A 26,984-nucleotide genomic window follows, 5' to 3' on the forward strand; every position below is an offset into this window, starting at 1 on the left:
CCGGCGTGGAGAGATGAATGCTAGACGATCTCAAACGCCAGGTGCTGGAAGCCAACCTGGCGCTGCCGAAACATAATCTGGTCACCCTCACCTGGGGCAACGTCAGCGCCGTCGATCGCGAGCGCGGCGTGTTTGTCATTAAGCCCTCCGGCGTCGACTACGGCGTCATGACGTCAGAGGATATGGTAGTGGTGAGCATCGAAACCGGCGAGGTAGTCGAGGGGACGAAAAAACCCTCCTCCGACACCCCAACCCACCGCCTGCTCTATCAGGCTTTCCCGACCATCGGCGGCATTGTGCATACCCACTCGCGCCACGCCACTATCTGGGCGCAGGCGGGACAGTCCATTCCGGCCACCGGTACCACCCACGCCGACTACTTCTATGGCCCCATCCCCTGCACTCGCAAGATGACCGATGCCGAGATTAACGGCGAGTATGAGTGGGAGACTGGCCAGGTGATCGTCGAGACCTTTAATACCCAGGGGATCGACGCCGCCCAGATGCCTGGCGTGCTGGTGCACTCCCACGGTCCCTTTGCCTGGGGCAAAAACGCCGACGACGCGGTGCATAATGCCATCGTGCTGGAGGAGGTCGCCTACATGGGCATCTTCTGCCGCCAGCTCACCCCGGATCTGCCTGCCATGCAGCAGACGCTGCTGGATAAACACTACCTGCGCAAGCACGGGGCGAAGGCCTATTACGGCCAGTAAGACTGTATAAAAACCCAGCTAAATTACTGAAACCAGGCTATAATAACGCCTGGTTTTATTTTATGAGAAGACGGCGTGGCGCAGGCGCAAGAAGGCTTTTTACTGACCCGGCACTGGCGGGATACCCCGCAGGGCACCGAGATCGAATTGTGGCTGGCAACCGATAGCGGCCCGCTGCGGGTGGTGCTGCCCGTACAGGAGTCGGTGGCGTTTATCCCCTCGGCGCAGGTGCCCCAGGCGCAGCGGATCCTGGCGGGTGAAAGCCACTATCGCCTGACGCCGCTTGAGCTTAAGGACTTCAGCCGCCAGCCGGTGCACGGCCTCTACTGCCGCGCCCATCGCCAGCTGATGCGCTATGAGAAGCTGCTTCGCGAGGGCGGCGTAACCCTTTACGAAGCCGACGTCCGCCCGCCAGAGCGTTTTCTGATGGAGCGCTTTATCACCGCCCCGGTGTGGGTCAGCGGCGAAGCGCGCGACGGCGCGCTGGTAAACGCCCGTCTAAAGCCCAGCCCGCACTACCGCCCGCCGCTGAAGTGGGTGTCGCTGGATATCGAAACCACCCGTCACGGCGAGCTGTACTGCATCGGGCTGGAAGGGTGCGGCCAGCGCACGGTCTATATGCTCGGGCCGGAAAACGGCGACGCCTCGGGGCTCGATTTCCATCTGGAGTACGTTGCCAGCCGTCGACAGCTGCTGGAGAAGCTCAACGCCTGGTTTGCCACCCACGATCCGGACGTGCTGATCGGCTGGAACGTGGTGCAGTTCGATCTGCGCATGCTGCAAAAGCACGCCGAGCGCTACGGCGTCCCGCTGCGGCTGGGGCGCGGCAACAGCGAGCTGGAGTGGCGCGAGCATGGCTTCAAGAACGGCGTCTTCTTTGCACAGATGGCGGGCCGGCTAATTATCGACGGCATCGACGCCCTGAAGTCCGCCTTCTGGAATTTCCAGTCATTCTCTCTTGAGTCGGTAGCCCGGGAGCTGCTCGGTGAGGGCAAGTCGATCGATAACCCGTGGGATCGAATGGACGAGATCGAGCGGCGCTTTAACGAGGATAAGCCCGCCCTTGCCACCTACAACCTAAAAGACTGCGAGCTGGTGACGCGCATTTTTCATAAGACCGCGATCATGCCTTTCCTGCTCGAGCGCGCCTCGGTCAACGGCCTGCCTGTGGATCGCCACGGCGGGTCAGTGGCCGCCTTCAGCCACCTCTATTTTCCGCGCATGCACCGGGCGGGCTATGTGGCCCCGAATCTCGGTGCCGTGCCGCCGCAGGCCAGCCCCGGCGGCTACGTGATGGACTCCACCCCCGGCCTGTATGACTCGGTGCTGGTGCTGGACTATAAGAGCCTCTACCCGTCGATCATCCGCACCTTTCTGATCGATCCGGTGGGGCTGATAGAGGGCATGGCGCAGCCGGATGAGGCCCACAGCAGCGAAGGCTTTCTCGGGGCGTGGTTCTCCCGCGAGAAGCACTGCCTGCCGGAGATCGTCGGCCAGATCTGGCACGGCCGCGACGAGGCCAAACGCCAGGGCAACAAACCGCTCTCCCAGGCGCTGAAGATCATCATGAACGCCTTCTACGGCGTGCTGGGCACCAGCGCCTGCCGCTTCTTCGATCCCCGGCTGGCATCGTCGATCACCATGCGCGGGCATGAGATCATGCGTCAGACCAAAACGCTGATCGAATCCCAGGGCTACGAGGTGATCTACGGCGACACGGACTCTACCTTCGTCTGGCTGAAGCACGCCCATAGCGAAGAGCAGGCCGCCCGCATCGGCCAGACGCTGGTGGTGCAGGTTAATGACTGGTGGCGAGAGCATCTTGCCAGCAAAGGCTTAACCAGCGCGCTGGAGCTGGAGTTCGAAACCCACTTCTGCCGCTTCCTGATGCCAACTATTCGCGGGGCGGATACCGGCAGCAAGAAGCGCTACGCCGGGCTGATTCAGGAGGGCGACAGCCAGCGCATGGTCTTCAAAGGGCTGGAGACGGTGCGCACCGACTGGACGCCGCTGGCGCAGACGTTCCAGCAGGCGCTCTACCTGCGTATTTTCCGCCGCGAGCCGTATCAGGATTACATTCGCGAGACTATTGCCCAACTGATGGCGGGCGAGCTGGATAGCCAGCTGGTCTATCGCAAGCGCCTGCGCCGTCCGCTGGCGGAGTATCAGCGCAACGTGCCGCCGCACGTGCGGGCGGCGAGGCTGGCGGATGAGCAGAACCAGAAGCGCGGTCGAGCGTTGCAGTACCAGAAGCGCGGCACCATTAAGTACGTCTGGACCACCCACGGCCCCGAGCCGGTGGACTACCAGCAGTCGCCGCTGGATTACGATCACTACCTGACCCGTCAGCTCCAGCCGGTAGCGGAGGGCATTCTGCCGTTTATGGGCGATGACTTTGCTACACTGGTTACGGGGCAGATGGGACTCTTCTAAGTGGTGACTATCATCTCAGCATCCAGTACCATAGCGCCCTTTCCAATCCTGGCCCCAATTTTTTGACGCGCTGTCGTTCTCTGACGGTGGTCTAACTATTGCCTGCAATTTGAGATATAGAGCCGAATAAATATGCCTTTTACACTTGGTCAACGCTGGATCAGCGATACAGAAAGCGAACTCGGACTGGGAACCGTTGTGGCGATGGATGCGCGTACCGTTACGCTGCTCTTCTCCTCAACCGGAGAGAACCGTCTCTACTCCCGCAGTGACTCCCCGGTTACTCGCGTAATGTTTAATCCAGGCGATACGGTGACCAGCCACGAAGGCTGGCAGCTCACCATTGATGACGTAAAAGAGCAAAACGGTCTGCTGACCTATACCGGCACGCGCCTGGATACTGGCGAAACCGACGTGGCGCTGCGTGAAGTGCTGCTCGACAGCAAGCTGGTGTTCAGCAAGCCGCAGGACCGCCTGTTCGCCGGGCAGATCGACCGTATGGATCGCTTCTCCCTGCGCTACCGCGCGCGTAAATACCAGAGCGAGCAGTACCGGATGCCGTGGAGCGGCCTGCGTGGCCAGCGCACCAGCCTGATCCCGCACCAGCTGCACATTGCCCATGAAGTGGGCCGCCGCCACGCGCCGCGCGTGCTGCTGGCGGATGAGGTTGGCCTGGGTAAAACCATCGAAGCGGGGATGATCCTGCACCAGCAGCTGCTGGCCGGTGCGGCAGAGCGCGTGCTGATCGTGGTGCCGGAAACGCTGCAACACCAGTGGCTGGTGGAGATGCTGCGCCGCTTCAACCTGCGCTTTGCGCTGTTTGATGACGAACGCTACGCGGAAGCGCAGCACGAGGCCGATAATCCGTTTGAGACCGAACAGCTGGTGATCTGCTCCCTGGACTTCGTGCGCCGCAGCAAGCAGCGCCTGGAGCACCTGTGCGACGCCGAGTGGGATATGCTGGTGGTCGATGAGGCGCACCACCTGGTGTGGAGCGAAGAGGCACCGAGCCGCGAGTACATGGCGATTGAACAGCTGGCCGAGCGCGTGCCGGGCGTCCTGCTGCTAACCGCGACGCCGGAGCAGCTGGGCCTGGAGAGCCACTTCGCCCGTCTGCGCCTGCTGGATCCGAACCGCTTCCACGACTTTGAGCAGTTTGTTGAAGAGCAGCAGAACTACCGCCCGGTAGCCGATGCCGTGGCGATGCTGCTGGCGGGCAAGCATCTGAGCGACAGCGAGCTGAACACCCTAAGCGAGCTGATTGGCGAGCAGGATATCGAACCGCTGCTGCAAACCGCTAACAGCGATCGCGACGGCGCAGAGGCCGCGCGCCAGGAGCTGGTCTCCATGCTGATGGACCGCCACGGCACCAGCCGCGTTCTGTTCCGTAACACCCGTAACGGCGTGAAAGGCTTCCCGAAACGCGAGCTGCACACCATCAAGCTGCCGCTGCCGACCCAGTACCAGACCGCTATCAAGGTCTCCGGCATTATGGGGGCACGCAAAAGCGCTGAAGAGCGCGCCCGCGACATGCTCTACCCGGAGCAGATCTATCAGGAGTTCGAGGGCGACACCGGCACATGGTGGAACTTCGATCCGCGCGTGGAGTGGCTGATGGGCTACCTGACCAGCCACCGTTCGCAGAAGGTGCTGGTGATCTGCGCCAAGGCTGCCACCGCCCTCCAGCTGGAGCAGGTGCTGCGCGAGCGGGAAGGCATCCGTGCCGCCGTGTTCCACGAAGGCATGTCCATCGTTGAGCGCGACCGCGCCGCCGCCTGGTTTGGCGAAGAGGACAGCGGCGCGCAGGTGCTGCTCTGCTCGGAGATCGGCTCCGAAGGGCGTAACTTCCAGTTCGCCAGCAACCTGGTGATGTTCGATCTGCCGTTTAACCCGGATCTGCTGGAGCAGCGTATCGGTCGTCTGGATCGTATCGGCCAGGCACACGACATTCAGATCCACGTCCCCTATCTGGAAAAGACCGCCCAGTCGGTGCTGGTGCGCTGGTTCCACGAAGGCCTCGACGCCTTTGAGCACACCTGCCCTACCGGCCGCACTATCTACGACCAGGTGCACAGCGATCTGATTGGCTACCTCGCCGCGCCGGAAGAGACCGAAGGCTTCGACGAGCTGATCAAAACCTGCCGCGAACAGCACGAAGCGCTGAAGGCCCAGCTCGAGCAGGGCCGCGATCGCCTGCTGGAGATCCACTCCAACGGCGGCGAAAAAGCGCAGGCGCTGGCGGAGAGCATTGAAGAGCAGGATGACGATACCGGGCTGATAAGCTTTGCCATGAACCTGTTTGATATCGTGGGCGTCAACCAGGACGATCGCGGTGAGAACATGATCGTGCTGACCCCGTCCGATCACATGCTGGTTCCGGACTTCCCGGGCCTGCCGGAAGATGGCTGCACCATCACCTTTGAGCGTGACGTGGCCCTGTCGCGGGAAGATGCCCAGTTCGTGACCTGGGAGCATCCGCTGATCCGCAACGGTCTGGATCTGATCCTCTCCGGCGATACCGGCAGCAGCACCATCTCCCTGCTGAAAAACAAGGCGTTGCCGGTGGGTACCCTGCTGCTTGAGCTGATCTACGTCGTTGAGGCACAGGCACCGAAGCAGCTTCAGCTTAACCGCTTCCTGCCTGCCACGCCGGTGCGTATGCTGCTGGATAAAAACGGCAACAATCTTGCCGCCCAGGTGGAGTTTGAGACCTTCAACCGCCAGCTGAGCGCGGTCAACCGTCACACCGGCAGCAAGCTGGTGAATGCGGTGCAGCAGGACGTGCACGCGATCCTGCAGCTGGGTGAAGCACAGATCGAGAGCGCGGCGAAGGCGCTGATCGCCGCGGCGCGCCAGGAGGCGGATGAACGTCTCTCTGCAGAGCTGTCTCGTCTGGAAGCGCTGAAGGCGGTAAACCCGAACATCCGTGATGATGAGCTGGCCTCCATCGAGAGCAACCGTCAGCAGGTGCTTGATAGCCTCGCTCAGGCGGGCTGGCGTCTCGATGCCCTGCGTCTTATTGTGGTCACGCACCAGTAACAGGAACCCGTTATGTTGATGGAGCCCTACAATCCGCCACTGTCGCCCTGGCTGGTCGTGTTATACCAGGACGAGCACATTATGGTGGTCAACAAGCCGAGCGGCCTGCTCTCTGTGCCGGGGCGGCTGGACGAGCATAAAGACAGCGTGATGACGCGCATTCAGCGCGACTATCCGCTGGCGGAGTCGGTGCATCGTCTGGATATGGCCACCAGCGGCGTGATCGTAGTGGCCCTCACCAAAGCGGCGGAGCGGGAGCTAAAGCGCCAGTTCCGCGAGCGCGAGCCGAAGAAGCAGTACGTGGCCCGCGTGTGGGGACATCCTGAAAAGGCGGAGGGTCTGATCGATCTGCCGCTGATCTGCGACTGGCCTAACCGCCCAAAGCAGATGGTGTGTCATGAGACCGGTAAGGCGGCGCAGACCGAGTATACGGTGCTGGAGTATGCGGCGGATAACACCGCCCGCGTGCAGTTGAAGCCCATTACCGGGCGTTCGCACCAGCTGCGCGTGCATATGCTGGCGTTGGGCCACCCGATCCTGGGTGACCGCTTCTACGCCACGCCCGAGGCGCTGGCGATGGCACCCCGCCTGCAGCTGCACGCCGAGATGTTGACCATCACGCATCCGGCGTACGGCACCAGCATGACCTTTAAAGCGCCCGCTGATTTCTAGCAGGCGTTTGCCTGCGGGCGGGCGTTACTTCAGCCCGCTCACCAGCGTCTTGCGGCTCTCTTCGAGGGAGATAACGCGGCTGCATACCGCCTTACCGAACTGCTCAAAGTCCGCTTCCTGATTCTTCCACTCGCTTTGAATCGCGGTTTGCAGGCCGCCGAGGCTACCCATCACGCTCTGCAACGGGTTACCGCCGCCTTTCAGCACCGCCTGAGCACCCATCTCGTTAATACTGTCCTGCAGGATGCCGCCCATTGCCTGGTTCACCAGCTGCTGACCGTTAGCGCGTACCTCATCAATCGCCTTATAGTGAAAAGCGAGGCCGTCGCTGCGATGCTCAATAATACGGTTCATCTGCTCTTTCAGCTGCGCGTCGAGCTTGGTTAAGCGCCCGCGCATGTTGCTGCTTTGACCCACTTCTTTAGCAATGATCTTATCCAGCGCCACGCGGCCCTTCTCAACGCGGCTACGCGCGCCCTCGTCGATCCACGGCAGCGCGCTGCGCAGATCGGCCTGATAATCTTTGGCCTGTTCGCGCTGGGCAGCGCTGAGGCTATACTGCTTGCCGTTGAACATGACGTTGCCGTCTGGGGTCATCACCAGATTGCCGTTCTCACCCACCACCTGCACGGTTTGCGGGTTGAGGATCACGTCGTCACGCGGGTTTACGCTACATTTGTATTCTGCCTGGGCGGTGAAGGCGGTTGCCGCCAGTGCCGCAGCCAGCAGCGCTTTGCGCATCATAAAAGCTCCTGTCCTGTAGAGACAAAACGGGCCGGCAATCGCCAGCCCCGATAGTGACTTAGTCCCACCAGACGTCAAAAAGTTCGCTGATGCGCACATCTTCAAAGCCGCGGCCTTCCAGCCACTTACGCACGCTAGCCTGATGCTCTTCGGTGCACTTGCCAATCTCCTGCTTGCAGATCAGCCCCTCCCAGACCAGGTAGCCGCTGCCGTCAAAGGCCAGCTTGTTTGGCTCAATCACCTCGTTGATGAAGGCATCAACCGTCTGGTCGATCTGCTCCTCAGAGGTGCCCTCCGGGAAACGCCAGGCGACGGAAAAACCCAGCTCCTGGAACTCATCGATATGTAACTTCTTACGCAGACGACGGCTACGGTTTGTTGCCATTATTTTACCCTCTCGAACATTAAGTCCCATACGCCGTGGCCAAGACGATGACCACGCTGTTCAAATTTGGTTACCGGGCGCGTCTCCGGGCGCGGTACATAGTCGCCGCTCTCAGAGCGGTTTTGGTATCCGTCGATTGCGGACATCACTTCCAGCATGTGCTCGGCGTAGGCTTCCCAGTCGGTCGCCATATGGAAGACGCCGCCCAGCTTCAGCTTGCCCTTCACCAGTTCGGCAAACGGCGTCTGCACGATACGGCGTTTATTATGGCGCGCTTTATGCCACGGGTCAGGGAAAAAGAGCTGCACCATGTTCAGCGAGTTGTCCGGGATCATCTTGTGCAGCACTTCTACCGCGTCGTGACACATCACGCGCAGGTTCTCCACCCCCTCTTCGTGAGCGGTGGCGAGGCACGCCCCCACGCCCGGGGAGTGGACCTCAATGCCAAGGAAGTTCTGCTCCGGCCTGGCTTTCGCCATCGCCACCAGCGACGCGCCCATACCAAAGCCAATCTCCAGAGTCACCGGCGCATCGCGGCCAAACAGCGCGGTGAAATCCAGCGGCTGCTCGCTAAACTCAACGCCCATCACCGGCCAAAAGTTATCCAGCGCGTGCTGCTGCCCCTTGGTCAGACGGCCCTGGCGGCGGACGAAGCTGCGAATACGGCGCAGCGGGCGACCGTTTTCATCAAATTCGGGTGAAATGACGTCGTTGTTCATAGGTGTTTAGTCTGCTTGTGAGAGTGTTCGGGAAACGGGCATTATCCAAAGTTAATAGCCGGATGCAAGCACCGGAAAGTTCCGGTTTACAGCCTGGTGCCGCTGTGCTGCAATCTGGCCCCTTAATCATGCAACTCGGAACTCCTGCTTTGATCATGCACGCGTCTCAGTTTTCAGCCCAGGTGCTGGAGTGGTACGACAAATTCGGGCGCAAAACCCTGCCCTGGCAAATCGAAAAAACGCCCTACAAAGTATGGCTCTCTGAGGTGATGTTGCAACAAACGCAGGTGGCGACGGTTATCCCCTACTTTGAGCGCTTTATGACGCGTTTCCCGACGGTGACCGATCTGGCCCGCGCGCCCATCGACGAGGTGCTGCATCTGTGGACCGGGCTGGGCTACTACGCCCGCGCGCGCAACCTGCACAAGGCGGCGCAGCAGGTGGCTGACCAGCACGGCGGCGTGTTCCCGGATACCTTTGAAGAGGTTGCCGCCCTGCCGGGCGTCGGACGATCAACGGCGGGGGCGGTGCTCTCCCTTGCGCTCGGCAAACACTTTCCTATTCTTGATGGTAACGTGAAGCGCGTGCTGGCCCGCTGCTACGCCGTTGAGGGCTGGCCAGGCCGCAAAGAGGTGGAGAAGCGCCTGTGGGAGATCAGCGAAAAGGTGACGCCCGCCGAGGGCGTGGCGCAGTTTAACCAGGCGATGATGGATCTTGGCGCGACGGTCTGCACCCGCTCGAAGCCGAAGTGTACGCTCTGCCCGCTGAACAACGGCTGTATCGCCTATGCCAACGGGAGCTGGGCGCAGTATCCGGGCAAAAAGCCGAAGCAGACGCTGCCGGAGCGCACCGGTTTTCTGCTGCTGATGCAGCACGGTGAGACGGTCTGGCTTGAGCGCCGTCCGCCAACTGGTCTGTGGGGCGGCCTCTACTGCTTCCCACAGTTCAGCGATGACGCGGCCCTGCGCGACTGGCTGGCGCAACGGCAGATTCAGGCCGATACTCTTACCGAGCTCAACGGATTTCGCCATACATTCAGCCATTTCCATCTGGATATTGTGCCGATGTGGCTTCCCGTGTCCTCCTTCACGTCATGCATGGATGAGGGAACAGGTCTCTGGTATAACTTAGCCCAGCCGCCGTCGGTGGGCCTGGCCGCGCCGGTAGAGCGCCTGTTACAACAATTACGCGCGGGCGCACCCGTTTAGCGCCGCGACATCACGAGGAGTGACCATGAGCAGAACCATTTTTTGTACCTTCCTGGGCCGCGAAGCGGAAGGCCAGGACTTCCAGCTCTATCCGGGCGATCTGGGCAAGCGGATCTACAACGAGATCTCCAAAGAAGCCTGGTCCCAGTGGCAGCAGAAGCAGACCATGCTCATCAATGAGAAGAAGCTCAACATGATGAACGTAGAGCACCGCAAGCTGCTGGAAGAGGAGATGGTGAACTTCCTGTTCGAAGGGAAAGACGTACATATCGAAGGCTATAAGCCACAAGATTAAGGGCCTCGGCCCTTTTTTTGGAAAGAATAACGACTTAACACAACATACATCCAGGAATGATGAAAAAATATTTAGCGCTAGCCCTTGTTGCGCCGTTGCTCATCTCGTGTTCCAGTTCCAATAAAAAGGGCGATAGCTATAACGAAGCCTGGGTAAAGGACACCAACGGTTTTGATATCCTGATGGGTCAGTTTGCCCATAATATCGAAAACATCTGGGGTTTTAACGAAGTCCTGATTGCCGGTCCCAAGGACTACGTTAAGTATACCGACCAGTATCAGACCCGCAGCCACATCAACTTCGATGCCGGGACGATCACTATCGAGACCATTGCCGGTACCGAGCCGGCGGCGCACCTGCGCCAGGCGATTATCAAAACCCTGCTGATGGGCGACGATCCCGGCTCTATCGATCTCTACTCCGACGTTGATGATATTCAGATCTCCAAGCAACCGTTCCTCTATGGTCAGGTGGTAGATAACAACGGCGAGGCGATCCGCTGGCAGTGGCGCGCCGAGAAATATGCCGACTATCTGCTGCAAAACCAGATGAAGAGCCGCACCAACGGCCTGAAGATCATCTACAGCGTGACCATCAACCTGGTGGCCAACCACCTCGATAAGCGTGCGCATAAGTATGTGGGCATGGTGCGCCAGTCGGCACGCAAATATGGCGTGGACGAGTCGCTGATCCTGGCGATTATGCAGACCGAATCGTCGTTCAACCCCTACGCGGTCAGCCGCTCTGACGCGCTGGGCCTGATGCAGGTGGTGCAGCACAGCGCCGGTAAAGATGTCTTCCGGGCGCAGGGACGTTCTGGCATGCCGGACCGCGGCTTCCTGTTCGATCCCGCCAGCAATATCGATACCGGGACCGCCTATCTGGCGATGCTGAACAACATCTACCTCGCCGGCATCAGCAACCCAACCTCACGCCGCTACGCGGTGATCACCGCCTATAACGGCGGCGCAGGCAGCGTACTGCGGGTCTTCTCTAACGATAAGGTGCAGGCGGCGAACATCATTAATAACATGTCGCCGGGCGACGTCTATGAGACGCTCACGACCCGCCACCCGTCGGCGGAGTCGCGCCGCTACCTCTACAAGGTAAATACGGCACAGAAAGGGTATCGCGGAGGGAGAATTTAAGCCGCGATGAAAACGCCGGGTGGCGCGACGCTTACCCGGCCTACGCCTGCTGCACGACATACCCATATAAACGCTTGATGCCGTCGGGGTCGGTTTCGCTGTAGACCCCCTGCAGCTCCGGCGAGAAGCCCGGCAGCAGGTTGACCCCCTCCTCCAGCGCCAGGAAGTAACGCTGCACCGCCCCGCCCCAGATCTCACCCGGCACCACGCAGAGTACGCCTGGCGGATAGGGCAGCGCGCCCTCGGCGGCAATCCGTCCCTCCGCCTCGCTGATACGCACCAGCTCCACGTTGCCGCGAATAAACTCGCTGTTGGCATCCTGCGGATTCATTGCCACCGGCGGCAGGCTCTGCTGGCGGAACATCGCCTTCTGCAGATCCTTCACGCCAAAGCTGACATAGAGATCGTGCATCTCCTGGCACAGCTCGCGCAGGGTGTAGTCGCGGTAGCGCACCGGATACTTATTAAAGATGGTCGGCAGCACGTCGGCCAGCGGCGTATCGTCCTCAATATGCTGCTCAAACTGTGCCAGCATCGCGACCAACTGGGCGAGCTTCTCCTCGCTTTCGGCGGGCGTCAGCAGGAAGAGGATCGAGTTGAGATCGCACTTCTCCGGCACGATGCCGTTCTCACGCAGGTAGTGGGCTAAAATAGTGGCCGGAATACCAAACTCGCTGTACTCGCCGGTTTCCGCGTCGATGCCCGGCGTGGTCAGCAGCAGCTTGCAGGGATCGACAAAGTACTGGTCGCGGGCATAGCCCTCAAAGCCGTGCCACGCCGCGCCCGGTTCAAAGCTAAAGAAGCGGCGCTCGCTGGCAATGGCGTGAGTGGGGTGATCCTGCCACGGCCGCCCGGCCACCTCCGGCGGCACGAAAGGTTTGATCATCTTGCAGTTGGCAATGATCGCTTTGCGTGCCTCAATGCCTACCGCCACGCACTCGGCCCACAGGCGGCGGCCGCTCTCCCCTTCGTGAATTTTGGCGTTGACGTCGAGAGCGGCGAACAGCGGATAGAACGGGCTGGTAGAGGCGTGGAGCATAAAGGCGTTATTCAGCCGCTTGTGCGGACAGAAGCGCGCCTGGCCACGCAGGTGGTTATCTTTTTTGTGGATCTGCGAAGTCTGAGAGAAACCGGCCTGCTGCTTGTGCACTGACTGGGTAACAAAGATCCCCGGATCGTTCTCGTTAAGATCGAGCAGCAGCGGCGAGCAGTCCGCCATCATCGGGATAAACTGCTCGTAGCCCACCCATGCAGAGTCAAACAGCACGTAGTCACACAGCGCGCCGATCTTGTCGATCACCTGCCGGGCGTTGTAGATCGTGCCGTCATAGGTGCCGAGCTGGATCACCGCCAGGCGGAACGGGCGTGGGGCATCGGCTTTTTCCGGGGCTACGGCGCGGATCTGCTCGCGCAGGTATGTCTCATCAAAACAGTGGGCGTCGATCCCGCCAATAAAGCCGAACGGGTTACGGGCGGCCTCCAGGTAGACCGGCGTGGCCCCCGCCTGAATAAGTGCGCCGTGATGGTTCGATTTATGGTTGTTGCGGTCGAACAGCACCAGGTCGCCGCGGGTGAGCAGCGCGTTAGTTACCACCTTATTCGCCGCCGAGGTGCCGTTGAGTACGAAGTAGGTTTTGTCGGCGTTGAATACTTTGGCGGCAAATTTCTGCGCGTGCTTGGCGGAGCCTTCGTGGATCAGCAGATCCCCCAGCTTGACGTCGGCGTTGCACATATCGGCACGAAAGACGTTTTCGCCAAAGAAATCGAAGAACTGGCGGCCCGCCGGATGCTTTTTAAAGAATGCGCCGTGCTGATGACCCGGACAGGCAAAGGTGCTGTTATCCATCGCCACGTACTGGCTCAGGGTGTCAAAAAACGGCGGCAGCAGGTTCTCTTCATAGCGGCAGGCAGCCGCTTCCAGCTCCAGCATCGCCTGCTCTTTGCCGTTAATCACCGCGTCGACGCCCGCGGGCGTATCTGCCTGCTCATCGGCAAACATAAATACGGGCAGATTGAAGCCCGTACGCTTGAGCAGGGCGAGGATGCCGCTCTGGCTCCCCGCCCGTGTAATGACGACTGCCGCCACATCTGTAAAGTCCGTGTTGTCCAGCGTCACCACCTCCCGGTGCGTGGAGAGCGCAGAGACCAGCTCGCGGCTGGCAGCGATTTTCATCGTTTTCATAAGCTATGGGTAACCGTTAGCCTCACCGCATGGTGAGAAGAGTCGGGATCGGCAACATACGGGAGGAGGATCGCATAACTATGCGATACGTCCGGCGAGCGAATTGATATGTCATCCAGCAGCCCCCGTTGTTTAATGAAGAGTAGAAAGGAGAAATTTCGCGCAATCATGTCACTTTTAAACTGCCCATGCAACCCACAATGAGTGCGTAAAAGCGGGGTTTTTCCGGCATACTATGCAGCTATGTAAATCGATATTTCAGGAGAGAGAGCGTGCTAACCGGACCCTTTATAAATGCCGCCGCCGTGCTGATTGGCGGAACCCTTGGCGCAGTACTAAGCCAGCGGCTGCCTGAGCGTGTGCGCACCTCCATGCCCGCCATCTTTGGCCTCTGCTCGCTCGGCATTGGTATTCTGCTGGTGGTGAAGTGCGTTAATCTACCGGTGATGGTGTTGGCGACGCTGCTCGGCACGCTGATTGGCGAGGTATGTTATGTCGAGCGTGGGATTGGCGGCGCGGTGAACGGCCTGCGCCGGCTGGTACAGCGCGGCGGCAAGCAGGATGCCGTTGCTGCCCACGAGACCTTTATTCAGAGTCTGGTAGCGATCATTATCCTCTTCTGCGCCAGCGGCACCGGGATCTTCGGCGCGATGCGCGAGGGGATGACGGGCGATGCCAGCATCCTGATCGCCAAAGCTTTTCTCGATTTCTTTACCGCCGTGATTTTTGCCACCTCGCTGGGCATTGCGGTTGCCGCCATCTCTATACCGATGCTGCTTATTCAGCTCAGCCTTGGGGCCTGCGCTACGCTGGTGATGCCCCTGACGACGCCTGCGATGATGGGCGATTTTACCGCCGTTGGCGGTATCCTGCTGCTGGCTACGGGGCTGCGGATCTGCGGCATCAAGATGTTTGCTGTCGCTAACATGCTGCCCGCGCTGGTTCTCGCTATGCCGCTTTCCGCCGCCTGGACGGCATTTTTTGCCTGAAAACGAATGCAGAGACGGCAAAGTGGTGATAGATTGTGCAGTCTGCAACGATTTAAATAAATTTCGTTGACGACAGGAGGCGGATCGGTTTTAATGCGCCCCGTTGCCCGGATAGCTCAGTCGGTAGAGCAGGGGATTGAAAATCCCCGTGTCGGTGGTTCGATTCCGCCTCCGGGCACCACTATTCGAAGCACGCTGGTCAGAGGTGAGAAAACTGACGGGCGTTTAACGGGAGTGGTACTTGTTGATGTTGATCCTCACATCAGCATACATCAAGAAGTTACCCTCTCGATTAGGGAGCCTGCTGACACAGGCTCCCTTTTCTCGATCACTGTGAATAATTACAATGACGTGACTGAATGTCAACCATTGTAAAACATCTCTTCAGCCTTATCGGTGTAAAGTGCCATTTCCTTTTCCAGCGCCTGGCTCACAATATCCATACTGATATCAACATATTCCATTGTTGTACTCACGTTGCGGTGCCCCAGCAATCCCTTAACCAGCTGCAGGTTTCGTTCAGGCGAGCTCATCAGTGTCGTGGCAAGGGTGTGCCTGAACCGGTGGGGAGAAACATCAAATCCGCACTCTTTTGACAGTCTACGAAAAAAAGAGCGTAACGGTTGCAGCGATGGTTTTTCCGAAAGAGACGCCCTTTCTGCAGGCGAAGAGACAAACCGCTCATAGTGAAAAAGCGCATCATTATTGCCGGCACCGCAGTCCCTTGCACGCTGAAGCAATGCTTCCAGTCTCGGTCGTAAATGACTGACAACGGGAACCCGCCATTCCCGGTACGTTTTACTGCCTTCCGCTCTTAATTCAATCCACCCATCGTCAAGAGACACATCTTTTAGACGTATATGGAGCAGTTGATTTTGCCGCATACCAGTGTAACGCAAGGTGTCCAGGACAGTCAGCCAGTACCATACTGGCCTCAGAGCGCATTTAGATTCGGTTCTGGGCTCAGAAGCAAATTGCTGCATAGTTAGCCAGATTTTTGTCATCTGGTTTTTTGTTAGCGTTTTTTTACGCTTCTTGTCCTGTTTGACCGATACGCCATTGAAGGGATTTTTACTTAAGTTCGTCAGTTGAGAAGTGATGGCAAAATTATACAGGGCACGCATATGGCTGACCTTATTGTTCCAGGTATGTGCAGAAAGGCACTGCTTCTTGAGCACATGCCTTCGCCACTCAAGCACATCGCGACTGGTTATGCCGTAAGGCGGACAGGCTTCCCCGATATGCTTCCTGAAACCACGAACAACCTTCTTATAACTCCACTCGGTATCTTCGCGCAGCGATTTACAGAAAAAGTACTCATCCATAAGTTCCTGCCAGAGCCAGTCAGCACTATTTTCGTTCATTTTTTCCATTCCTCTCTTAGTAACAGTAACGCACCAGATGTCAGACCGACGTTGTGGTCAGGGGAACAAAATGAACTGACTGTCCTGAGGGATGGTCTTTCTGTATACCCGCCTGCTTTTCACCAGGTAGCCTTTTACCCGTTTGAACCTCCCGGACTTGTCGGGTGTATCGTAAAGCTGAGCAAAATAAAATCTCCTGTTATCACGACGCTTATGCAGGTTAAGTCGCTCAAAAGAAGCCTGAATGCTTTCCCGTTGAATAGTCGAACCAGTGGCCTTAAGGTAGTCGAAAAAGATACCGGGGACGGGTAAAAAGACATAGCCGGCAATAACATGGATTTTGTCTGCTTTACCATTAAAACTAATATCTCCCCGATTGAGTCCCTCCCGGAGCCAGTCAAAAAACTGTTCTCCTTCCGCTACGTCAGTACCGGAGACTGCTACGGGTACGGAATCTGATCTTTCATCACATTTGTTAACAATTGCAACCTGAGAATAGTCCGAGTTTCCTTTTGCAGACGGTTCCTTTTCATTTGCGGGGTCTTCTATCTTTTCAAGGGGTTCTGACGATTGCTGTTCCTCTGCAATCACAACGGACACGCCTGCCTGTACCTCACCTTCATTTTCTGAAGCTTTAGCATCTCCTGACATGTCGAAAAGAGAAAGGAGAGCATCAGCATCATCTTCAGAGGGCAGAGAGTCAGAGCCAGTACTTTTTTCGATTTCGCTTAAAACACTTTCTGCTTCGTTTTCTTCACGGCTTTTAACTGGTGAATCACTAAGCTGAGTGGGGTTATCAATACCTGTGGCAAGTGTAAAGATCTCAGGGGAAGATGGATCAGTTGCCCCGCTCAGAGCTGTTTGTTCAGATAACATATCTGTAGGTAAAACCGTAGCGCCCCCCTCATTTGAAAGGGCTGTATTTACTGGAATTTCACCTGCATAAGAACCTAAAATTTCCGCAGGTTTCCTCTCCATCAGAGGAGACTCTGTTTTCTCAGCTGCTTGTTTCATCAGGCTTCGGATCAACGGCATTGCCGGATGCTGGTTCCATAAGGCCCCGGCAAGATTGCCCAGAGCTTCGGGATTTTCTGCCAGCCAGCCTGTCGCTTCCGCTGGCATAAGTTGTCCGGCTGCCAGCGCTGCAAAAGCTGAGGAGTTGTCAGCTTCCCGGAAGCGAAATCGATAAGGCGAGTCCGGAACGGTTATTCCCGGAAGCCAGCTTTTACCATCAAGCAGCTCCCCCTCCAGAGACGCCAGGAGCGGCAAATGCCAGAACAGTGCAGACCAGAAAATGACCGTATTCCACATCACGTTTTGCTCTGCCTGCTCTTCTGGCGCAGCTCCGGGTGGAAACATGTATCCTTTGGCCAGTCTGACCGCACAGGTTGTGAACTGCAGCGTAAGGTCCCCGAAGCCGTCTGACTGCGACCACCTTCCCTGCTGTGTTGCCGGCACATTCTGTACCCTGGCCAGTAAGCCATGCAGTGGCGTTATATAAAACCGGTGATAAACATCCGCCGGAAGTGAGCTGTTTTCCCATATTTGTTGCAGGCAGGTTTTTCTCAACGGGCTACAGCACAGCGTATCGACCGTACGCGGAGCGTGGTAGCCGGCAGGTGTGAAAGCGGATACATGACGTGCTGGTTCCGGTTCACCTTTTGAAAACAGAAACCTCAGAGTCCTGATTCTGTCGCGCATGATTTTCTCCTGGTATAGGGCTGCCCAGTGTTGTGACACTCCCCGCGCTTCACCATAAAAAACCAGTTACTCATTCTCAGAAGTTTTTCCCGTTTCTTCGTGGCTGTCGGCACTCTCTCCATTTCCGGACGGTACGGTTTCGTACGTCGTCTCGCGGTTTTTCCCGCCTTCATCGCTCAGCCAGCGCATCAACTCGTTAAGCACGAGCGTTCTTCTGGCCCGGGTGACAGCCACGTACAGCAGGTTGGTCTCATCCTGCCGCTCATCCTGCGAAAGAAGCGGGTCGGTAATGTCGGTAAAATCCTCACTCAGCATCACCACCGGCCATTCGAGCCCCTTGCTGCGGTGTGCGGTTGAAACCGTGACCTGAGCCTCTTTTTCATGAGTGACGACCTGACGGCGCATAATGGCCAGCTTTTGAGGGAGCGGGAAAAAGTCATCGAGCAGGCGAATAGCCTGGTTCATCTCCACGTCCTGCGTGGCTTTGGCTATCGAGCAGTACTCGTCAAAATCCCGGTAGTCCCGGCTGAAGCGCGGGGACTGCATCTTTTCAGGCATATCGGCGGAGAACCAGTACAGATCCTCAAGCTCTTCGGTCTTGTAGCCTTCAATCCCGCCGACCCAGAAGACCTTTTTCTCCATGAGACTTGCCGTTAAAGCACTCCCAATCACACCGGATACCGTCCGGCTCAGTACAGCAATGTGCTCAGTTCCCTCCGGAATTCGGGTCACCACACTGTCTTCCCCCCCGTTGCCTGTTACCTGTTTATCTTCACCGGCACGGTCCAGCAGGATGTTGGCCATACGCGCGACCTCAGGGCCAAAACGAAAACTCGCCGTCAGCCACAATTTGTCTGCCTGCGCCAGCTGAGGGGCATTGAGCGCGTTATCCGCCCCGCGAAAGCGGTAAATCTGCTGGTAGCGGTCGCCGACCAGGATGACCCGGCAGGGCTGATTCAGTACAAACGCACTGGTCACCGGGTTAGCGTCCTGCGCCTCATCGAAAAGGATGGTATCCCAGCGTGTTGATAAATCAGGATGTGAAAGCTGGAAAAGTTTAAGGTAGGTGTCGTGCGTGACGGGAAAGGTTGAATCAGTACGGCTCATTTCATACCAGAGGATTTGGATTGCCCCCAGAATTTTACCGGCATCGAGACCGTGGCGATCATCCTCAGACGGCAGATGTATCAGCCCCGGCTCAGTATCTGCACTGCAGAGGAACATGTTCAGCCCGCTTAGCGCCAGCCGCGCCAGCGGCCAGTGGCGGGTATTGAGCTTGCGGGCCACATCCGTAATGCGCAGACTGGCTGTCAGCCGGTCACGGAAATGCCTGCCGAAACGGGCCCATGCCAGCTGATGCGACGTTTTACACTCTACGTTATAGGGGAATTTGCGTTCAGCCTCATCCCGCACAGCGCGATTATAGGCAAGGTAAAGCATCTTACTTTCCGGGTTGGCTTCAGCGTAGTTCACTAACGTGGAGGTTTTGCCTGTGCCTGCAAACGCATTTACCACAAGATGATTACCCTTCCATTCGATGATGGCGTTTTGTTCGGCTGTTGTTTTCCAGGTCACTGTGTTCTCCCGCAGCAGCAGATGTGAAAAAAAACAGCCTGACAGCGGGAAGAGTTCACTACGATAAAAAACCAGATACCGTGCTTCAGAAATAAAAAACGCTCCCGGGCGGGAGCGTGTGGATGTGATTATGCCGCCTGCAAGTACCGTGGATCCAGACGAACAGGCCAGCCGCCGAGATAGTGCCCGGGGGTATAGAGTATCCGGCGTCGTTCATTCGCCAGGGTATTACCTACCACCACTTCGCCGGCAATCCCGCACAGGGACAGCTGTATGTAAGCCATTCCGGCCGCAAGCGGATCGATATCTGTCGCGGATACCCACAGATACCGGTGCGGTGGCCACCCCGCCTTTTGCAGAACATCAGCAAATGCCAGCACCATGCAGCCGGCACCGCACGCAGGTTCACTCAGGGTGATGAAGGGTTTGTCACGGAACAACGCTTCAGTGTCGCCCAGCTGCATGGCCGCCATCATTCTGGCCACGTCCCAGGGCGTGAAAAACTGCCCCCTGTATTTGTCACCCAGCTCCAGCTGCATAAAGACGCGGCCAAGGAAGTCCCCGGGCGCTTCACCCAGCCCGTTAACAACGTGGGCCAGCAGCTGCGCCATGCGCGTGACGTCCTCCTTTTCGTATCCACCGACTATACGCAGATACTTTTGCTCCTGCGCTTCACTGAAGTGAAGCCGGTTTTCCAGCGCGATGACGCTGCAGCTGATGAAGTCTTCAAACACTTTAAACCGGTGATGATACCGGGCCGTCTGACTGAACAACTTAACAAAGGCTTTTTCGTGGTTAATCATGCCAGGCATGCGTCTTCTCCATAAAAAAAGGGAACACGCACCCTGACCAGGGGACGTGTCCCCTGAGGGTAAAAAGCCACGGCATTGCCGTGGCTGGGTTAACGGAGGAACAGGCTTTTACCCCCGGACCTCACGATAAGATGCTGCTTCCTGAGTCGATAACGCCGGCTCATCGCTGACGAGATAAAGCACCTGACCGGGCTGAGACGCGCCGGCCGCACCTTTGTGTCCGTCGACATGTTCGCCGCCGTCATAGCAGTCGTAACCGCTGAGCCCGCTCACGGGCTCGCTGTAGCTGTGACGCACCTCGCAGTCAAATACCGCAGAAATTTCCCCGACAACCTCACCTGACGGCGGAAGCCAGGGCGTATCCATCTGCAGCGTAAGACTGTTTGGCGAATGCCGCTGCCAGTTGACATTGTGCCCGGCAGGCCACTCCATGCCGTACTGCCGGCAGTAGAGGCTGGTTGTGGTCGATACGCCTGACATCAGCCCTCCGGAACCGTTCAGCTCTGCTGCCAGCCGCGTAGGTATGACGGCCAGCATATCGCAGGGCTGGGAGCGTTCAGGATACTGGCTGAGCCGCTCCCAGGCAGTTGCGGCATCAGACTCATCGCCGGCGCTGACCAGACCAAACCAGTCGGTGTATTGCCTGGCAATCAGCTCCGCCATAACCTCACGTGCCGGGTCGGGAATATTCTCCCATTTCAGCGCGCCCAGACCTGACTGGTGATACAGCCGGTCAATGGCCCGGATGGTTTCCGCATCGAGGATGGCATCCTTCAGCAGGAGCGCCAGCCAGCTTTCAAACGCCTGATTGGCCGCAGTGGAAAGCCCTGTGCCTGCACGGACCAGCCCCTGACAGGGCGGATACGACGTTGTGCGCACCGGCTTGAGTATCCCCGCCGCGCCAGCCAGAAAAAGCTGTATGCTCTGCTGCACTGCGTGGCGGTGACGCGGTACGTCAGTTCCGTTTATCCACTGCAGCATGACATCAATGCAGACGGATTTACCGGTGATTTCCAGGCGGTTATGACACCATTCGGACATAGTGAATACTCCTCTTTCATAAAAAAAAGAGGACACAGCCCCGTGAGGAGCGGTGTCCTCACGGGAGGGCGACAGTTACGGAATAACCGCCACCGGATAAGTTAATTACGCCGCCACAGCCTGACTTTCAGGCAGTGCCAGTAGATATTCCGACGCTTCCCGGGCATGCCGGCAGGCGCGGAACAGGGCCTTTTTGTCAGATTTCAGCACCTTCAGCCAGTGGTCCACATAGCTGTCGTGCTGAACCTCACCGAATACCCCGAGTTGGGCACACAAAAACGCACTGCCCATTTCGGCGATGAGCTCCTCAAAGGCATACACCGGGTCCCCGAACTTGCGGGATGAGGAGGTTATCCCCTCCCGGTTAAGTCGCTTCGCATGACCGGTACTGTGTACCAGTTCATGCAGCAGCGTGGACCAGCAGTCCGCCTCCGTAAAAAACTGCTCAGCCACCGGCATCACAATTTCATCCGTCAGCGGACGGTAATAAGCCCGGTTCTGAGGCAGCATCCGGTGTTTAACCCCTGTGGCGTTAAACATCCGGATCACCCTGTTCATCACGTCCGGGCTGAGTATGCCGTCCTCATCCACCGTCGGCGGTTGCTCAGGTGAAGCCGCAACCTCTGCCGGCAACCCCTCACACTGCTCAGCGTTGAACAGCTGCAGGGGTTTAAGCATCGGCACGGTTTCCATCAGCGGTTTACCGTCACTGTCATAAAGGCGGTTGCCTTCGCGATCCTCCGCCTGCTTCGTCCAGTCCTTATAAACCACCGCCAGGGTGGCTTTCTCACCCTTACGCACCTGCCCGCCAGCCTGCTGCGCCTGCCGGTAAGTCATCCAGCGGTTATTGCGAAAACCCTGCTCTTCCGCTGACATCCAGAGAAGCAGGACATTCACGCCGCTGTAGTGACGTCCGGTTGTGGCATTTAGGGGCAGACCGGCCAGACCGATGCCGGCAGCCGCGCGCCACGGCTTACGCCAGGGCGCGACGCCGTTTTCCAGAGCGACAACAATGCGGTCGGTGATCTGACGATAAAGGTCAGTATGTTTTGCCGGACGGCGGGCCGCCTTGTGTGAAGTCGTTTTTTTCATGAGATATACCTTTAATCAGAGGCATACCCCTGCGCCGGCGGGCGCAGAGATACGCCCGTCGACGGGAAATTCAGAAGTCAGTTACCATGCGGCATAAAACCACAGGTATTCATGTTCAAAGTCAAAATCACTGAGCAGGCTTTCCAGCCTGTCACGCAGGGTGAAAACGTACTGCAGCCGGCGCTGAAGAAGCTGATTATCCTCATTCCCCTCTGTAAATGTCGCAATCGCACAGTCCAGCCTCTCTTTCAGTTGCTGAATATGCTCGCGTGACAGTTCCAGACAGGTCGCGTTTTCCACCTCACCGACATGCTTATCCACCCAGGTAATCAGTGAAAAATCGCGGCTCAGTTCATACACCGGATGATACGGTGCCGGTACTGCGACGATCTGCCTGTGCTGGCTGTAGAGAAAAATATCCAGTCCCATACGGGCCTCCTTCGGTTCAGAAAGAGGCAGGAACCTTTCCGGCAGGAAAAGTCCCTGCCGGGGTGAGTTAACGTCCGGTTATTCGCAGCGCCCCCTGCGGGGTCACCTGCGATAACCTGGCCTGCAGCCTGCCACAGGCGTTCAGAAAGGTTTGATGATCTTCAGGCTTCGCCCGCTTACAACTGATGAAGGCCGCCTGCTTTAGCAGACGCACGGCGTTTTCACGCCAGCGGCAGAGTTCATCAGGCCCGACACAGGCATTGAAGTGACAGACTGCACTCGCCAGAAGCTGATCGGCTTTCTGGCGGTACTGCGCGACTTTCACCCGGTCAGTCGCTGCGGTGAGCACCTGTATCTGTGTGTCGGTAATCAGGATCCTCAGGTCCGTCCTGCCGGACAGTACAGAGGTGGCTACCGCGTCGCTTATCGACAGTGATTCAATGAAATCATCGCCGCCGGCAAGCAGGCGTGCCGTGTCGTACCAGTCCTCATTTTTCTGAGGGTGACACCCTGTGGCATACGCAATACGCGGCACCGGATCGTTGCCCTGCCAGGCACCGGTGGCCGGCATAAGATAAACACCCTCATCCTTTGCCAGGTGAAGCTGACCTCCCTGCATGCGGGCGGCCAGCAGGACGTTCGTCAGGTCTTTGTTGTCGAAAAAAAGCATGGGGCTCTCCTTTAAAAACGGGAGAGCCGCCCCGTCCGGAGTGATCTCTCCCGACGGGGTTAAAGTCAGTACTGTTTACAGCGCGTCAGTTTTTTCCGCGACCCGCTTCAGTTCATACAGCTGAAATTCAGCCTCCGTAAACGCATTCCAGTCGTCGTTGCTCAGCACACGCTCACCACCGCAGAGCAGCTGCAGCAGCAGGGAATCAAACGCGTCACCACGCACCGGCGTTTTCAGTACCGGCTGAGGCGCGGTCAGCGTCGGCTGCTCAGGCAGGCCGAGATGTCGCTCAATCCAGCGTAACGGTAACGCCCAGCTGCGGCCTTCGTCAGAAGAATGTATCCGAAAGCTGCCCGGACACAGGTTATGCAGCAGGACCATCACAATGCGTGCAAAGAAATCGCAGGGCTGATGCTGAAAATCCAGCTCCTGGATACTCAGCGTATTGCGGTTGCGCTCACGCTCAATCGTCATGTTGACCGGCCAGACACTGCCGCCTGTGTCGCCACAAAACGCCATGACATCAGCAACCGGAAAGAGGTCAGCCGCGCGATTAAGCGACGGCAGATACGTATTCCCCGGACGCAGACGCACCGGCAGTTGCCAGAAAGTTTCTGTGACGGCCAGAACGAAAGCATGCCAGTGTCGCAACGGAACCGTGCTGACGTGCTCGATGGTGTAGACAACCGACATGGAAGCCGGCGAAGAAAACAGGTTTTTCATCGATAAATCCTCCGCGAATAAAAAAGGGGGGATTTATCCCCCGGACGGGAGTAAATCCCCGTCAGGGTGTGTTCTTTCTGCTGGTTACATCCGTTCGAGAGCCGCTATAGCCCGATCACACCGGGCATCCTGGATACCTTCATCCACGGCCTTCTCCCAGAAGGGCCGGTTAATTTCTTTTCCCAGCTCGTCCAGCGTGAAGAGCAAATTTTTAGACGTATCAGGCAAAGGCGGAATATCGCCTTCCCCGAGTAAAAAGACAAACCAGCCATAAGCTGTGCCGGTGCCAATGATGGAATCTTCCAGAAACGTCAGTTCATTCGGTTCATCCCGGTCCGTATGAAGATCGAGACGCTGGAATGCCCTTATGCTCAGAAGTTCACTCTCAAGCAGGCAAAGCCAGCTGAGCGTGTCCAGTGGAGTTTTAAGCGTATAAACGTCTGTGTGCATGGGTATATCCTCAGGTAAATAACGGGATATTCCCTCCGACGGAGAGATATCCCCGTCAGGGTCCACAACATTTTTTGACCGGCGTTCATCAACCGATCAGTTCAGTGCATATGAATCAGATTGCTCCTGATACACATATTCAGGATTAAAGCGCAGGCTTTTCAACGCAGCTACCGACAGTGGATCTACGGAATTTATGCCCGAAACGGCCACGCCATCCAGTATGTCGCCAGCCTCCACCCGGGGAGAATATCCGTAATACTGACACCATACACAGAGTTCGGGGTCAGCCGGATCACAATCACCGAGCGGTGCGACAAAAACCTGTTCGCCACAGGAGACGTTATCTCTGAGGATTTCGCCCGGATGAAAACACCACTTACGGGGCCATACTGAGCGGGACATACATCCCGTCGCGTCTCAGACATCGACAGAATACGGAAAGTGACATCGTGCAGTGCTTCAGTCATGAGAATGCCCTCCGGAAAGAAAACGGTAGCGCAGGTGTGCCAGATGCTGTGCCTGACGGCAAGCATGGCGGTATGCGTTTCGACGACCTGTTATTCCCTCAGGAAAGGAAACCGGCAGGCGGTGAAAAACATACTCGGCGCGGTGGCAACCTGTACGAACGGTAAGAAAGACGTTAACGCCCTGGTCTTTGACAGAAGTGATGTGCGCACGGACGGCATAATTGCCCGAACCGTTGACATACCAGCTGCTGTTGCGATGCAGATAAATGAAAGATTTCAATCTCCGGACAGCTGCGTCAGCAGACTGCTGAAGCTGAGTAAGGAGATGTTCAGGGAAAACCGCAAAAGAGATGACAGACATGGTGTTTCTCCATAAAAAAAGGAAACACCTGCCCGACCGGGAAGTGTTTCCCGTCGGGGAGTCAGAAAAAACAACATTCTGACTGTCTGATAAGTTGAAATGACCTCAATCACTGTTCAGCGATATCCGTTTCCAGAGGTTAAACGGATTTACCACCCGAAGGTATCCTCTCTCAGGCTGCGAGGATTTTCCGGTCACCCGAAGGTGTTTCTCTCAGACCGGTGAAACGTTAGCTGCTAGTCACCCGAAGGCGCTCCTCTCAGACTGCCGGAGCATTAGCTGGTTGCATGTAGCAACAAGTAAGCCTGTCTATTTTCAGAGCAAATAGTGAACATGTCAACTGACGAACTGGCACAATATTGTCATTAACTTTTTTTAATAACAGTCCCTAGCCTACGGCTAAGATTATTTATACATTTTCGCTGACTTATATCCTAACTAAGGAAGGTGCGAATAAGCAGGTCATTTCTTCCCAAGCTGACTCGCTGATTAAAATTTCGCGGATCTGGGCCGATTTTTTTCCCGCAAACACATCGAATCAGCCTATTTAGGCTATTTTTTCCACCATTTCTGGCGTTATTTCCGGTTTTTACTGAGATCTCTCCCACTGACGTATCATTTGGTCCACCCGAAACAGGTTGGCCAGGGTGAATAACATCGCCAGTTGGTTATCGTTTTTCAGCAGCCCCTTGTATCTGGCTTTCACGAAGCCGAACTGCCGCTTGATGATGCGAAACGGGTGCTCCCCCCTGGCACGGATGCTGGCTTTCATGTATTCGATGTTGATGGCCGTTTTGTTCTTGCGCGGATGCTGCTTCAAGGTTTTTACCCTGCCGGGACGCTCGGCGATCAGCCAGTCCACATCCACCTCGGCCAGCTCCTCGCGCTGTGGCGCTCCTTGGTAGCCGGCATCGGCTGAGACAAATTGCTCCTCTCCATGAAGCAGATTACCCAGCTGATTGAGGTCATGCTCGTTGGCCGCGGTGGTGACTAGGCTGTGGGTCAGGCCACTCTTGGCATCGACACCAATGTGGGCCTTCATGCCAAAGTGCCACTGATTGCCTTTCTTGGTCTGATGCATCTCCGGATCGCGTTGCTGCTCTTTGTTCTTGGTAGAGCTGGGTGCCTCAATGATGGTGGCATCCACCAAAGTGCCTTGGGTCATCATGACGCCTGCTTCGGCCAGCCAGCGATTGATGGTCTTGAACAATTGACGGGCCAGTTGATGCTGCTCGAGCAGGTGGCGGAAATTCATGATGGTGGTGCGATCCGGCAGGGCGCTATCCAGGGATAATCGGGCAAACAGGCGCATGGAGGCGATTTCGTACAGGGCATCTTCCATGGCACCGTCGCTCAGGTTGTACCAATGCTGCATGCAGTGAATACGCAGCATGGTCTCCAGCGGATAGGGCCGTCGGCCATTGCCCGCCTTGGGATAAAACGGCTCGATGACAGCGGTCATATTCTGCCATGGCAGAATCTGCTCCATGCGGGAGAGGAAAATCTCTTTTCGGGTCTGACGGCGCTTAGTGCTGAATTCACTATCGGCGAAGGTGAGTTGATGGCTCATGATGTCCCTCTGGGATGCGCTCCGGATGAATATGATGATCTCATATCAGGAACTTGTTCGCACCTTCCATAATGCCCGATGACTTTGTCATGCAGCTCCACCGATTTTGAGAACGACAGCGACTTCCGTCCCAGCCGTGCCAGGTGCTGCCTCAGATTCAGGTTATGCCGCTCAATTCGCTGCGTATATCGCTTGCTGA

At 57.2% G+C, this 26,984-nt stretch carries 25 protein-coding genes and 1 tRNA gene; 9 read left to right on the forward strand and 17 right to left on the reverse strand.

Annotated elements, in window-relative coordinates:
- The first annotated feature begins 17 nt into the window (after window positions 1–17).
- The 4 genes from araD to rluA all read left to right on the forward strand — a co-directional run bounded on the left by araD (window position 18) and on the right by rluA (window position 6,857).
- Window positions 18–713: an L-ribulose-5-phosphate 4-epimerase gene (araD, locus tag RTX96_RS14745; protein ID WP_312671457.1), complete on the forward strand. Its 696-nt coding sequence runs from the start codon at window positions 18–20 to the stop codon at window positions 711–713.
- A 75-nt stretch (window positions 714–788) separates the two neighbouring features.
- The gene (gene polB, locus RTX96_RS14750; protein WP_103820740.1) at window positions 789–3,146 is read left to right on the forward strand and encodes a DNA polymerase II; all 2,358 of its coding nucleotides are present in this window, start codon (window positions 789–791) and stop codon (window positions 3,144–3,146) included.
- Window positions 3,147–3,278: 132 nt separating this feature from the next.
- Window positions 3,279–6,185, forward strand: a complete 2,907-nt coding sequence (gene rapA, locus RTX96_RS14755) for an RNA polymerase-associated protein RapA (protein ID WP_312671458.1) — start codon at window positions 3,279–3,281, stop codon at window positions 6,183–6,185.
- A 12-nt stretch (window positions 6,186–6,197) separates the two neighbouring features.
- Window positions 6,198–6,857, forward strand: coding sequence for a bifunctional tRNA pseudouridine(32) synthase/23S rRNA pseudouridine(746) synthase RluA (gene rluA, locus RTX96_RS14760; protein ID WP_103820742.1), 660 nt, complete (start codon window positions 6,198–6,200; stop codon window positions 6,855–6,857).
- Between the two features lie 24 nt (window positions 6,858–6,881).
- On the opposite strand, the gene RTX96_RS14765 is transcribed toward rluA, so the two are convergent.
- Genes RTX96_RS14765 through trmB form a run of 3 tightly spaced genes read right to left on the reverse strand, consistent with a single transcriptional unit; the run spans window position 6,882 to window position 8,705 of the window.
- Entirely contained in the window at window positions 6,882–7,601 is a 720-nt protein-coding gene (locus RTX96_RS14765; RefSeq protein ID WP_103820743.1) for a DUF2884 domain-containing protein, read from the reverse strand.
- Between the two features lie 58 nt (window positions 7,602–7,659).
- Window positions 7,660–7,986: a YggL family protein gene (locus tag RTX96_RS14770; RefSeq protein ID WP_103820744.1), complete on the reverse strand. Its 327-nt coding sequence runs from the start codon at window positions 7,984–7,986 to the stop codon at window positions 7,660–7,662.
- A complete protein-coding gene (gene trmB / locus RTX96_RS14775; protein WP_042390391.1) occupies window positions 7,986–8,705 on the reverse strand; it encodes a tRNA (guanosine(46)-N7)-methyltransferase TrmB in 720 nt (239 codons plus the stop codon). The genes RTX96_RS14770 and trmB overlap by 1 nt, the downstream gene beginning before the upstream one ends.
- A gap of 155 nt (window positions 8,706–8,860) precedes the next feature.
- Between trmB and mutY the strand changes: the two genes are divergently transcribed.
- Genes mutY through mltC form a run of 3 tightly spaced genes read left to right on the forward strand, consistent with a single transcriptional unit; the run spans window position 8,861 to window position 11,356 of the window.
- On the forward strand, window positions 8,861–9,913 hold the full coding sequence (gene mutY / locus RTX96_RS14780; protein WP_312671459.1) for an A/G-specific adenine glycosylase: 1,053 nt from the start codon (window positions 8,861–8,863) through the stop codon (window positions 9,911–9,913).
- Window positions 9,914–9,938: 25 nt separating this feature from the next.
- Window positions 9,939–10,208 carry an oxidative damage protection protein gene (locus tag RTX96_RS14785; protein WP_042390388.1) on the forward strand — a complete coding sequence of 90 codons (270 nt, stop codon included), beginning with the start codon at window positions 9,939–9,941 and terminating at the stop codon, window positions 10,206–10,208.
- A 59-nt stretch (window positions 10,209–10,267) separates the two neighbouring features.
- Window positions 10,268–11,356, forward strand: a complete 1,089-nt coding sequence (gene mltC, locus RTX96_RS14790; protein WP_103820746.1) for a membrane-bound lytic murein transglycosylase MltC — start codon at window positions 10,268–10,270, stop codon at window positions 11,354–11,356.
- A gap of 40 nt (window positions 11,357–11,396) precedes the next feature.
- On the opposite strand, the gene RTX96_RS14795 is transcribed toward mltC, so the two are convergent.
- The gene (locus RTX96_RS14795) at window positions 11,397–13,538 is read right to left on the reverse strand and encodes an ornithine decarboxylase (RefSeq protein ID WP_312671460.1); all 2,142 of its coding nucleotides are present in this window, start codon (window positions 13,536–13,538) and stop codon (window positions 11,397–11,399) included.
- A gap of 272 nt (window positions 13,539–13,810) precedes the next feature.
- Between RTX96_RS14795 and RTX96_RS14800 the strand changes: the two genes are divergently transcribed.
- A complete protein-coding gene (locus RTX96_RS14800; protein WP_312671461.1) occupies window positions 13,811–14,527 on the forward strand; it encodes a DUF554 domain-containing protein in 717 nt (238 codons plus the stop codon).
- A gap of 105 nt (window positions 14,528–14,632) precedes the next feature.
- A tRNA-Phe gene (locus RTX96_RS14805) sits at window positions 14,633–14,708 on the forward strand.
- Window positions 14,709–14,889: 181 nt separating this feature from the next.
- Here the strand turns inward: RTX96_RS14805 and RTX96_RS14810 are convergent.
- The 13 genes from RTX96_RS14810 to RTX96_RS14870 form a co-directional block, all read right to left on the reverse strand.
- Entirely contained in the window at window positions 14,890–15,891 is a 1,002-nt protein-coding gene (locus RTX96_RS14810; protein ID WP_006781417.1) for a tyrosine-type recombinase/integrase, read from the reverse strand.
- Between the two features lie 57 nt (window positions 15,892–15,948).
- On the reverse strand, window positions 15,949–17,592 hold the full coding sequence (locus RTX96_RS14815) for a conjugal transfer nickase/helicase domain-containing protein (RefSeq protein WP_006781415.1): 1,644 nt from the start codon (window positions 17,590–17,592) through the stop codon (window positions 15,949–15,951).
- Between the two features lie 66 nt (window positions 17,593–17,658).
- The gene (locus RTX96_RS14820) at window positions 17,659–19,167 is read right to left on the reverse strand and encodes a UvrD-helicase domain-containing protein (RefSeq protein ID WP_006781413.1); all 1,509 of its coding nucleotides are present in this window, start codon (window positions 19,165–19,167) and stop codon (window positions 17,659–17,661) included.
- Between the two features lie 128 nt (window positions 19,168–19,295).
- The gene (locus RTX96_RS14825) at window positions 19,296–19,979 is read right to left on the reverse strand and encodes an N-6 DNA methylase (RefSeq protein WP_006781411.1); all 684 of its coding nucleotides are present in this window, start codon (window positions 19,977–19,979) and stop codon (window positions 19,296–19,298) included.
- 108 nt (window positions 19,980–20,087) lie between these two features.
- Window positions 20,088–21,020: a DUF1281 domain-containing protein gene (locus tag RTX96_RS14830; RefSeq protein ID WP_006781409.1), complete on the reverse strand. Its 933-nt coding sequence runs from the start codon at window positions 21,018–21,020 to the stop codon at window positions 20,088–20,090.
- Between the two features lie 105 nt (window positions 21,021–21,125).
- A complete protein-coding gene (locus tag RTX96_RS14835) occupies window positions 21,126–22,112 on the reverse strand; it encodes an ArdC family protein (protein WP_006781408.1) in 987 nt (328 codons plus the stop codon).
- Window positions 22,113–22,193: 81 nt separating this feature from the next.
- Window positions 22,194–22,541 carry a hypothetical protein gene (locus tag RTX96_RS14840; RefSeq protein ID WP_006781405.1) on the reverse strand — a complete coding sequence of 116 codons (348 nt, stop codon included), beginning with the start codon at window positions 22,539–22,541 and terminating at the stop codon, window positions 22,194–22,196.
- 67 nt (window positions 22,542–22,608) lie between these two features.
- On the reverse strand, window positions 22,609–23,211 hold the full coding sequence (locus RTX96_RS14845; RefSeq protein ID WP_006781404.1) for a DUF3085 domain-containing protein: 603 nt from the start codon (window positions 23,209–23,211) through the stop codon (window positions 22,609–22,611).
- Between the two features lie 75 nt (window positions 23,212–23,286).
- Complete coding sequence (locus tag RTX96_RS14850) at window positions 23,287–23,934, reverse strand: hypothetical protein (protein ID WP_006781402.1); 648 nt, start codon at window positions 23,932–23,934, stop codon at window positions 23,287–23,289.
- Between the two features lie 84 nt (window positions 23,935–24,018).
- The gene (locus tag RTX96_RS14855) at window positions 24,019–24,384 is read right to left on the reverse strand and encodes a hypothetical protein (protein WP_006781400.1); all 366 of its coding nucleotides are present in this window, start codon (window positions 24,382–24,384) and stop codon (window positions 24,019–24,021) included.
- Between the two features lie 462 nt (window positions 24,385–24,846).
- Window positions 24,847–25,215, reverse strand: coding sequence for a hypothetical protein (locus RTX96_RS14860; protein WP_154283625.1), 369 nt, complete (start codon window positions 25,213–25,215; stop codon window positions 24,847–24,849).
- Between the two features lie 589 nt (window positions 25,216–25,804).
- The gene (locus RTX96_RS14865; RefSeq protein ID WP_020899206.1) at window positions 25,805–26,785 is read right to left on the reverse strand and encodes an IS5-like element ISKpn26 family transposase; all 981 of its coding nucleotides are present in this window, start codon (window positions 26,783–26,785) and stop codon (window positions 25,805–25,807) included.
- Window positions 26,782–26,984 (reverse strand): IS1 family transposase (locus RTX96_RS14870; protein WP_257394686.1); only part of this gene is annotated, 203 nt, incomplete at its 5' end. The genes RTX96_RS14865 and RTX96_RS14870, both read right to left, overlap by 4 nt.

Source organism: Pseudescherichia sp. (assembly GCF_032052675.1).
Classification (GTDB): domain Bacteria; phylum Pseudomonadota; class Gammaproteobacteria; order Enterobacterales; family Enterobacteriaceae; genus Pseudescherichia.

Excerpts from the sequence above, each read along its gene's own strand:
- araD (WP_312671457.1), top strand. The coding sequence starts at position 18 with ATGCTAGACGATCTCAAACGCCAGGTGCTGGAAGCCAACCTGGCGCTG.
- rapA (WP_312671458.1), top strand. The coding sequence starts at position 3,279 with ATGCCTTTTACACTTGGTCAACGCTGGATCAGCGATACAGAAAGCGAA.
- rluA (WP_103820742.1), top strand. The coding sequence starts at position 6,198 with ATGTTGATGGAGCCCTACAATCCGCCACTGTCGCCCTGGCTGGTCGTG.
- RTX96_RS14765 (WP_103820743.1), bottom strand. The coding sequence starts at position 7,601 with ATGATGCGCAAAGCGCTGCTGGCTGCGGCACTGGCGGCAACCGCCTTC.
- RTX96_RS14770 (WP_103820744.1), bottom strand. The coding sequence starts at position 7,986 with ATGGCAACAAACCGTAGCCGTCGTCTGCGTAAGAAGTTACATATCGAT.
- trmB (WP_042390391.1), bottom strand. The coding sequence starts at position 8,705 with ATGAACAACGACGTCATTTCACCCGAATTTGATGAAAACGGTCGCCCG.
- mutY (WP_312671459.1), top strand. The coding sequence starts at position 8,861 with ATGCACGCGTCTCAGTTTTCAGCCCAGGTGCTGGAGTGGTACGACAAA.
- RTX96_RS14785 (WP_042390388.1), top strand. The coding sequence starts at position 9,939 with ATGAGCAGAACCATTTTTTGTACCTTCCTGGGCCGCGAAGCGGAAGGC.
- mltC (WP_103820746.1), top strand. The coding sequence starts at position 10,268 with ATGAAAAAATATTTAGCGCTAGCCCTTGTTGCGCCGTTGCTCATCTCG.
- RTX96_RS14795 (WP_312671460.1), bottom strand. The coding sequence starts at position 13,538 with ATGAAAACGATGAAAATCGCTGCCAGCCGCGAGCTGGTCTCTGCGCTC.
- RTX96_RS14810 (WP_006781417.1), bottom strand. The coding sequence starts at position 15,891 with ATGAACGAAAATAGTGCTGACTGGCTCTGGCAGGAACTTATGGATGAG.
- RTX96_RS14815 (WP_006781415.1), bottom strand. The coding sequence starts at position 17,592 with ATGCGCGACAGAATCAGGACTCTGAGGTTTCTGTTTTCAAAAGGTGAA.
- RTX96_RS14825 (WP_006781411.1), bottom strand. The coding sequence starts at position 19,979 with ATGCCTGGCATGATTAACCACGAAAAAGCCTTTGTTAAGTTGTTCAGT.
- RTX96_RS14830 (WP_006781409.1), bottom strand. The coding sequence starts at position 21,020 with ATGTCCGAATGGTGTCATAACCGCCTGGAAATCACCGGTAAATCCGTC.
- RTX96_RS14835 (WP_006781408.1), bottom strand. The coding sequence starts at position 22,112 with ATGAAAAAAACGACTTCACACAAGGCGGCCCGCCGTCCGGCAAAACAT.
- RTX96_RS14840 (WP_006781405.1), bottom strand. The coding sequence starts at position 22,541 with ATGGGACTGGATATTTTTCTCTACAGCCAGCACAGGCAGATCGTCGCA.
- RTX96_RS14845 (WP_006781404.1), bottom strand. The coding sequence starts at position 23,211 with ATGCTTTTTTTCGACAACAAAGACCTGACGAACGTCCTGCTGGCCGCC.
- RTX96_RS14850 (WP_006781402.1), bottom strand. The coding sequence starts at position 23,934 with ATGAAAAACCTGTTTTCTTCGCCGGCTTCCATGTCGGTTGTCTACACC.
- RTX96_RS14855 (WP_006781400.1), bottom strand. The coding sequence starts at position 24,384 with ATGCACACAGACGTTTATACGCTTAAAACTCCACTGGACACGCTCAGC.
- RTX96_RS14860 (WP_154283625.1), bottom strand. The coding sequence starts at position 25,215 with ATGTCTGTCATCTCTTTTGCGGTTTTCCCTGAACATCTCCTTACTCAG.
- RTX96_RS14865 (WP_020899206.1), bottom strand. The coding sequence starts at position 26,785 with ATGAGCCATCAACTCACCTTCGCCGATAGTGAATTCAGCACTAAGCGC.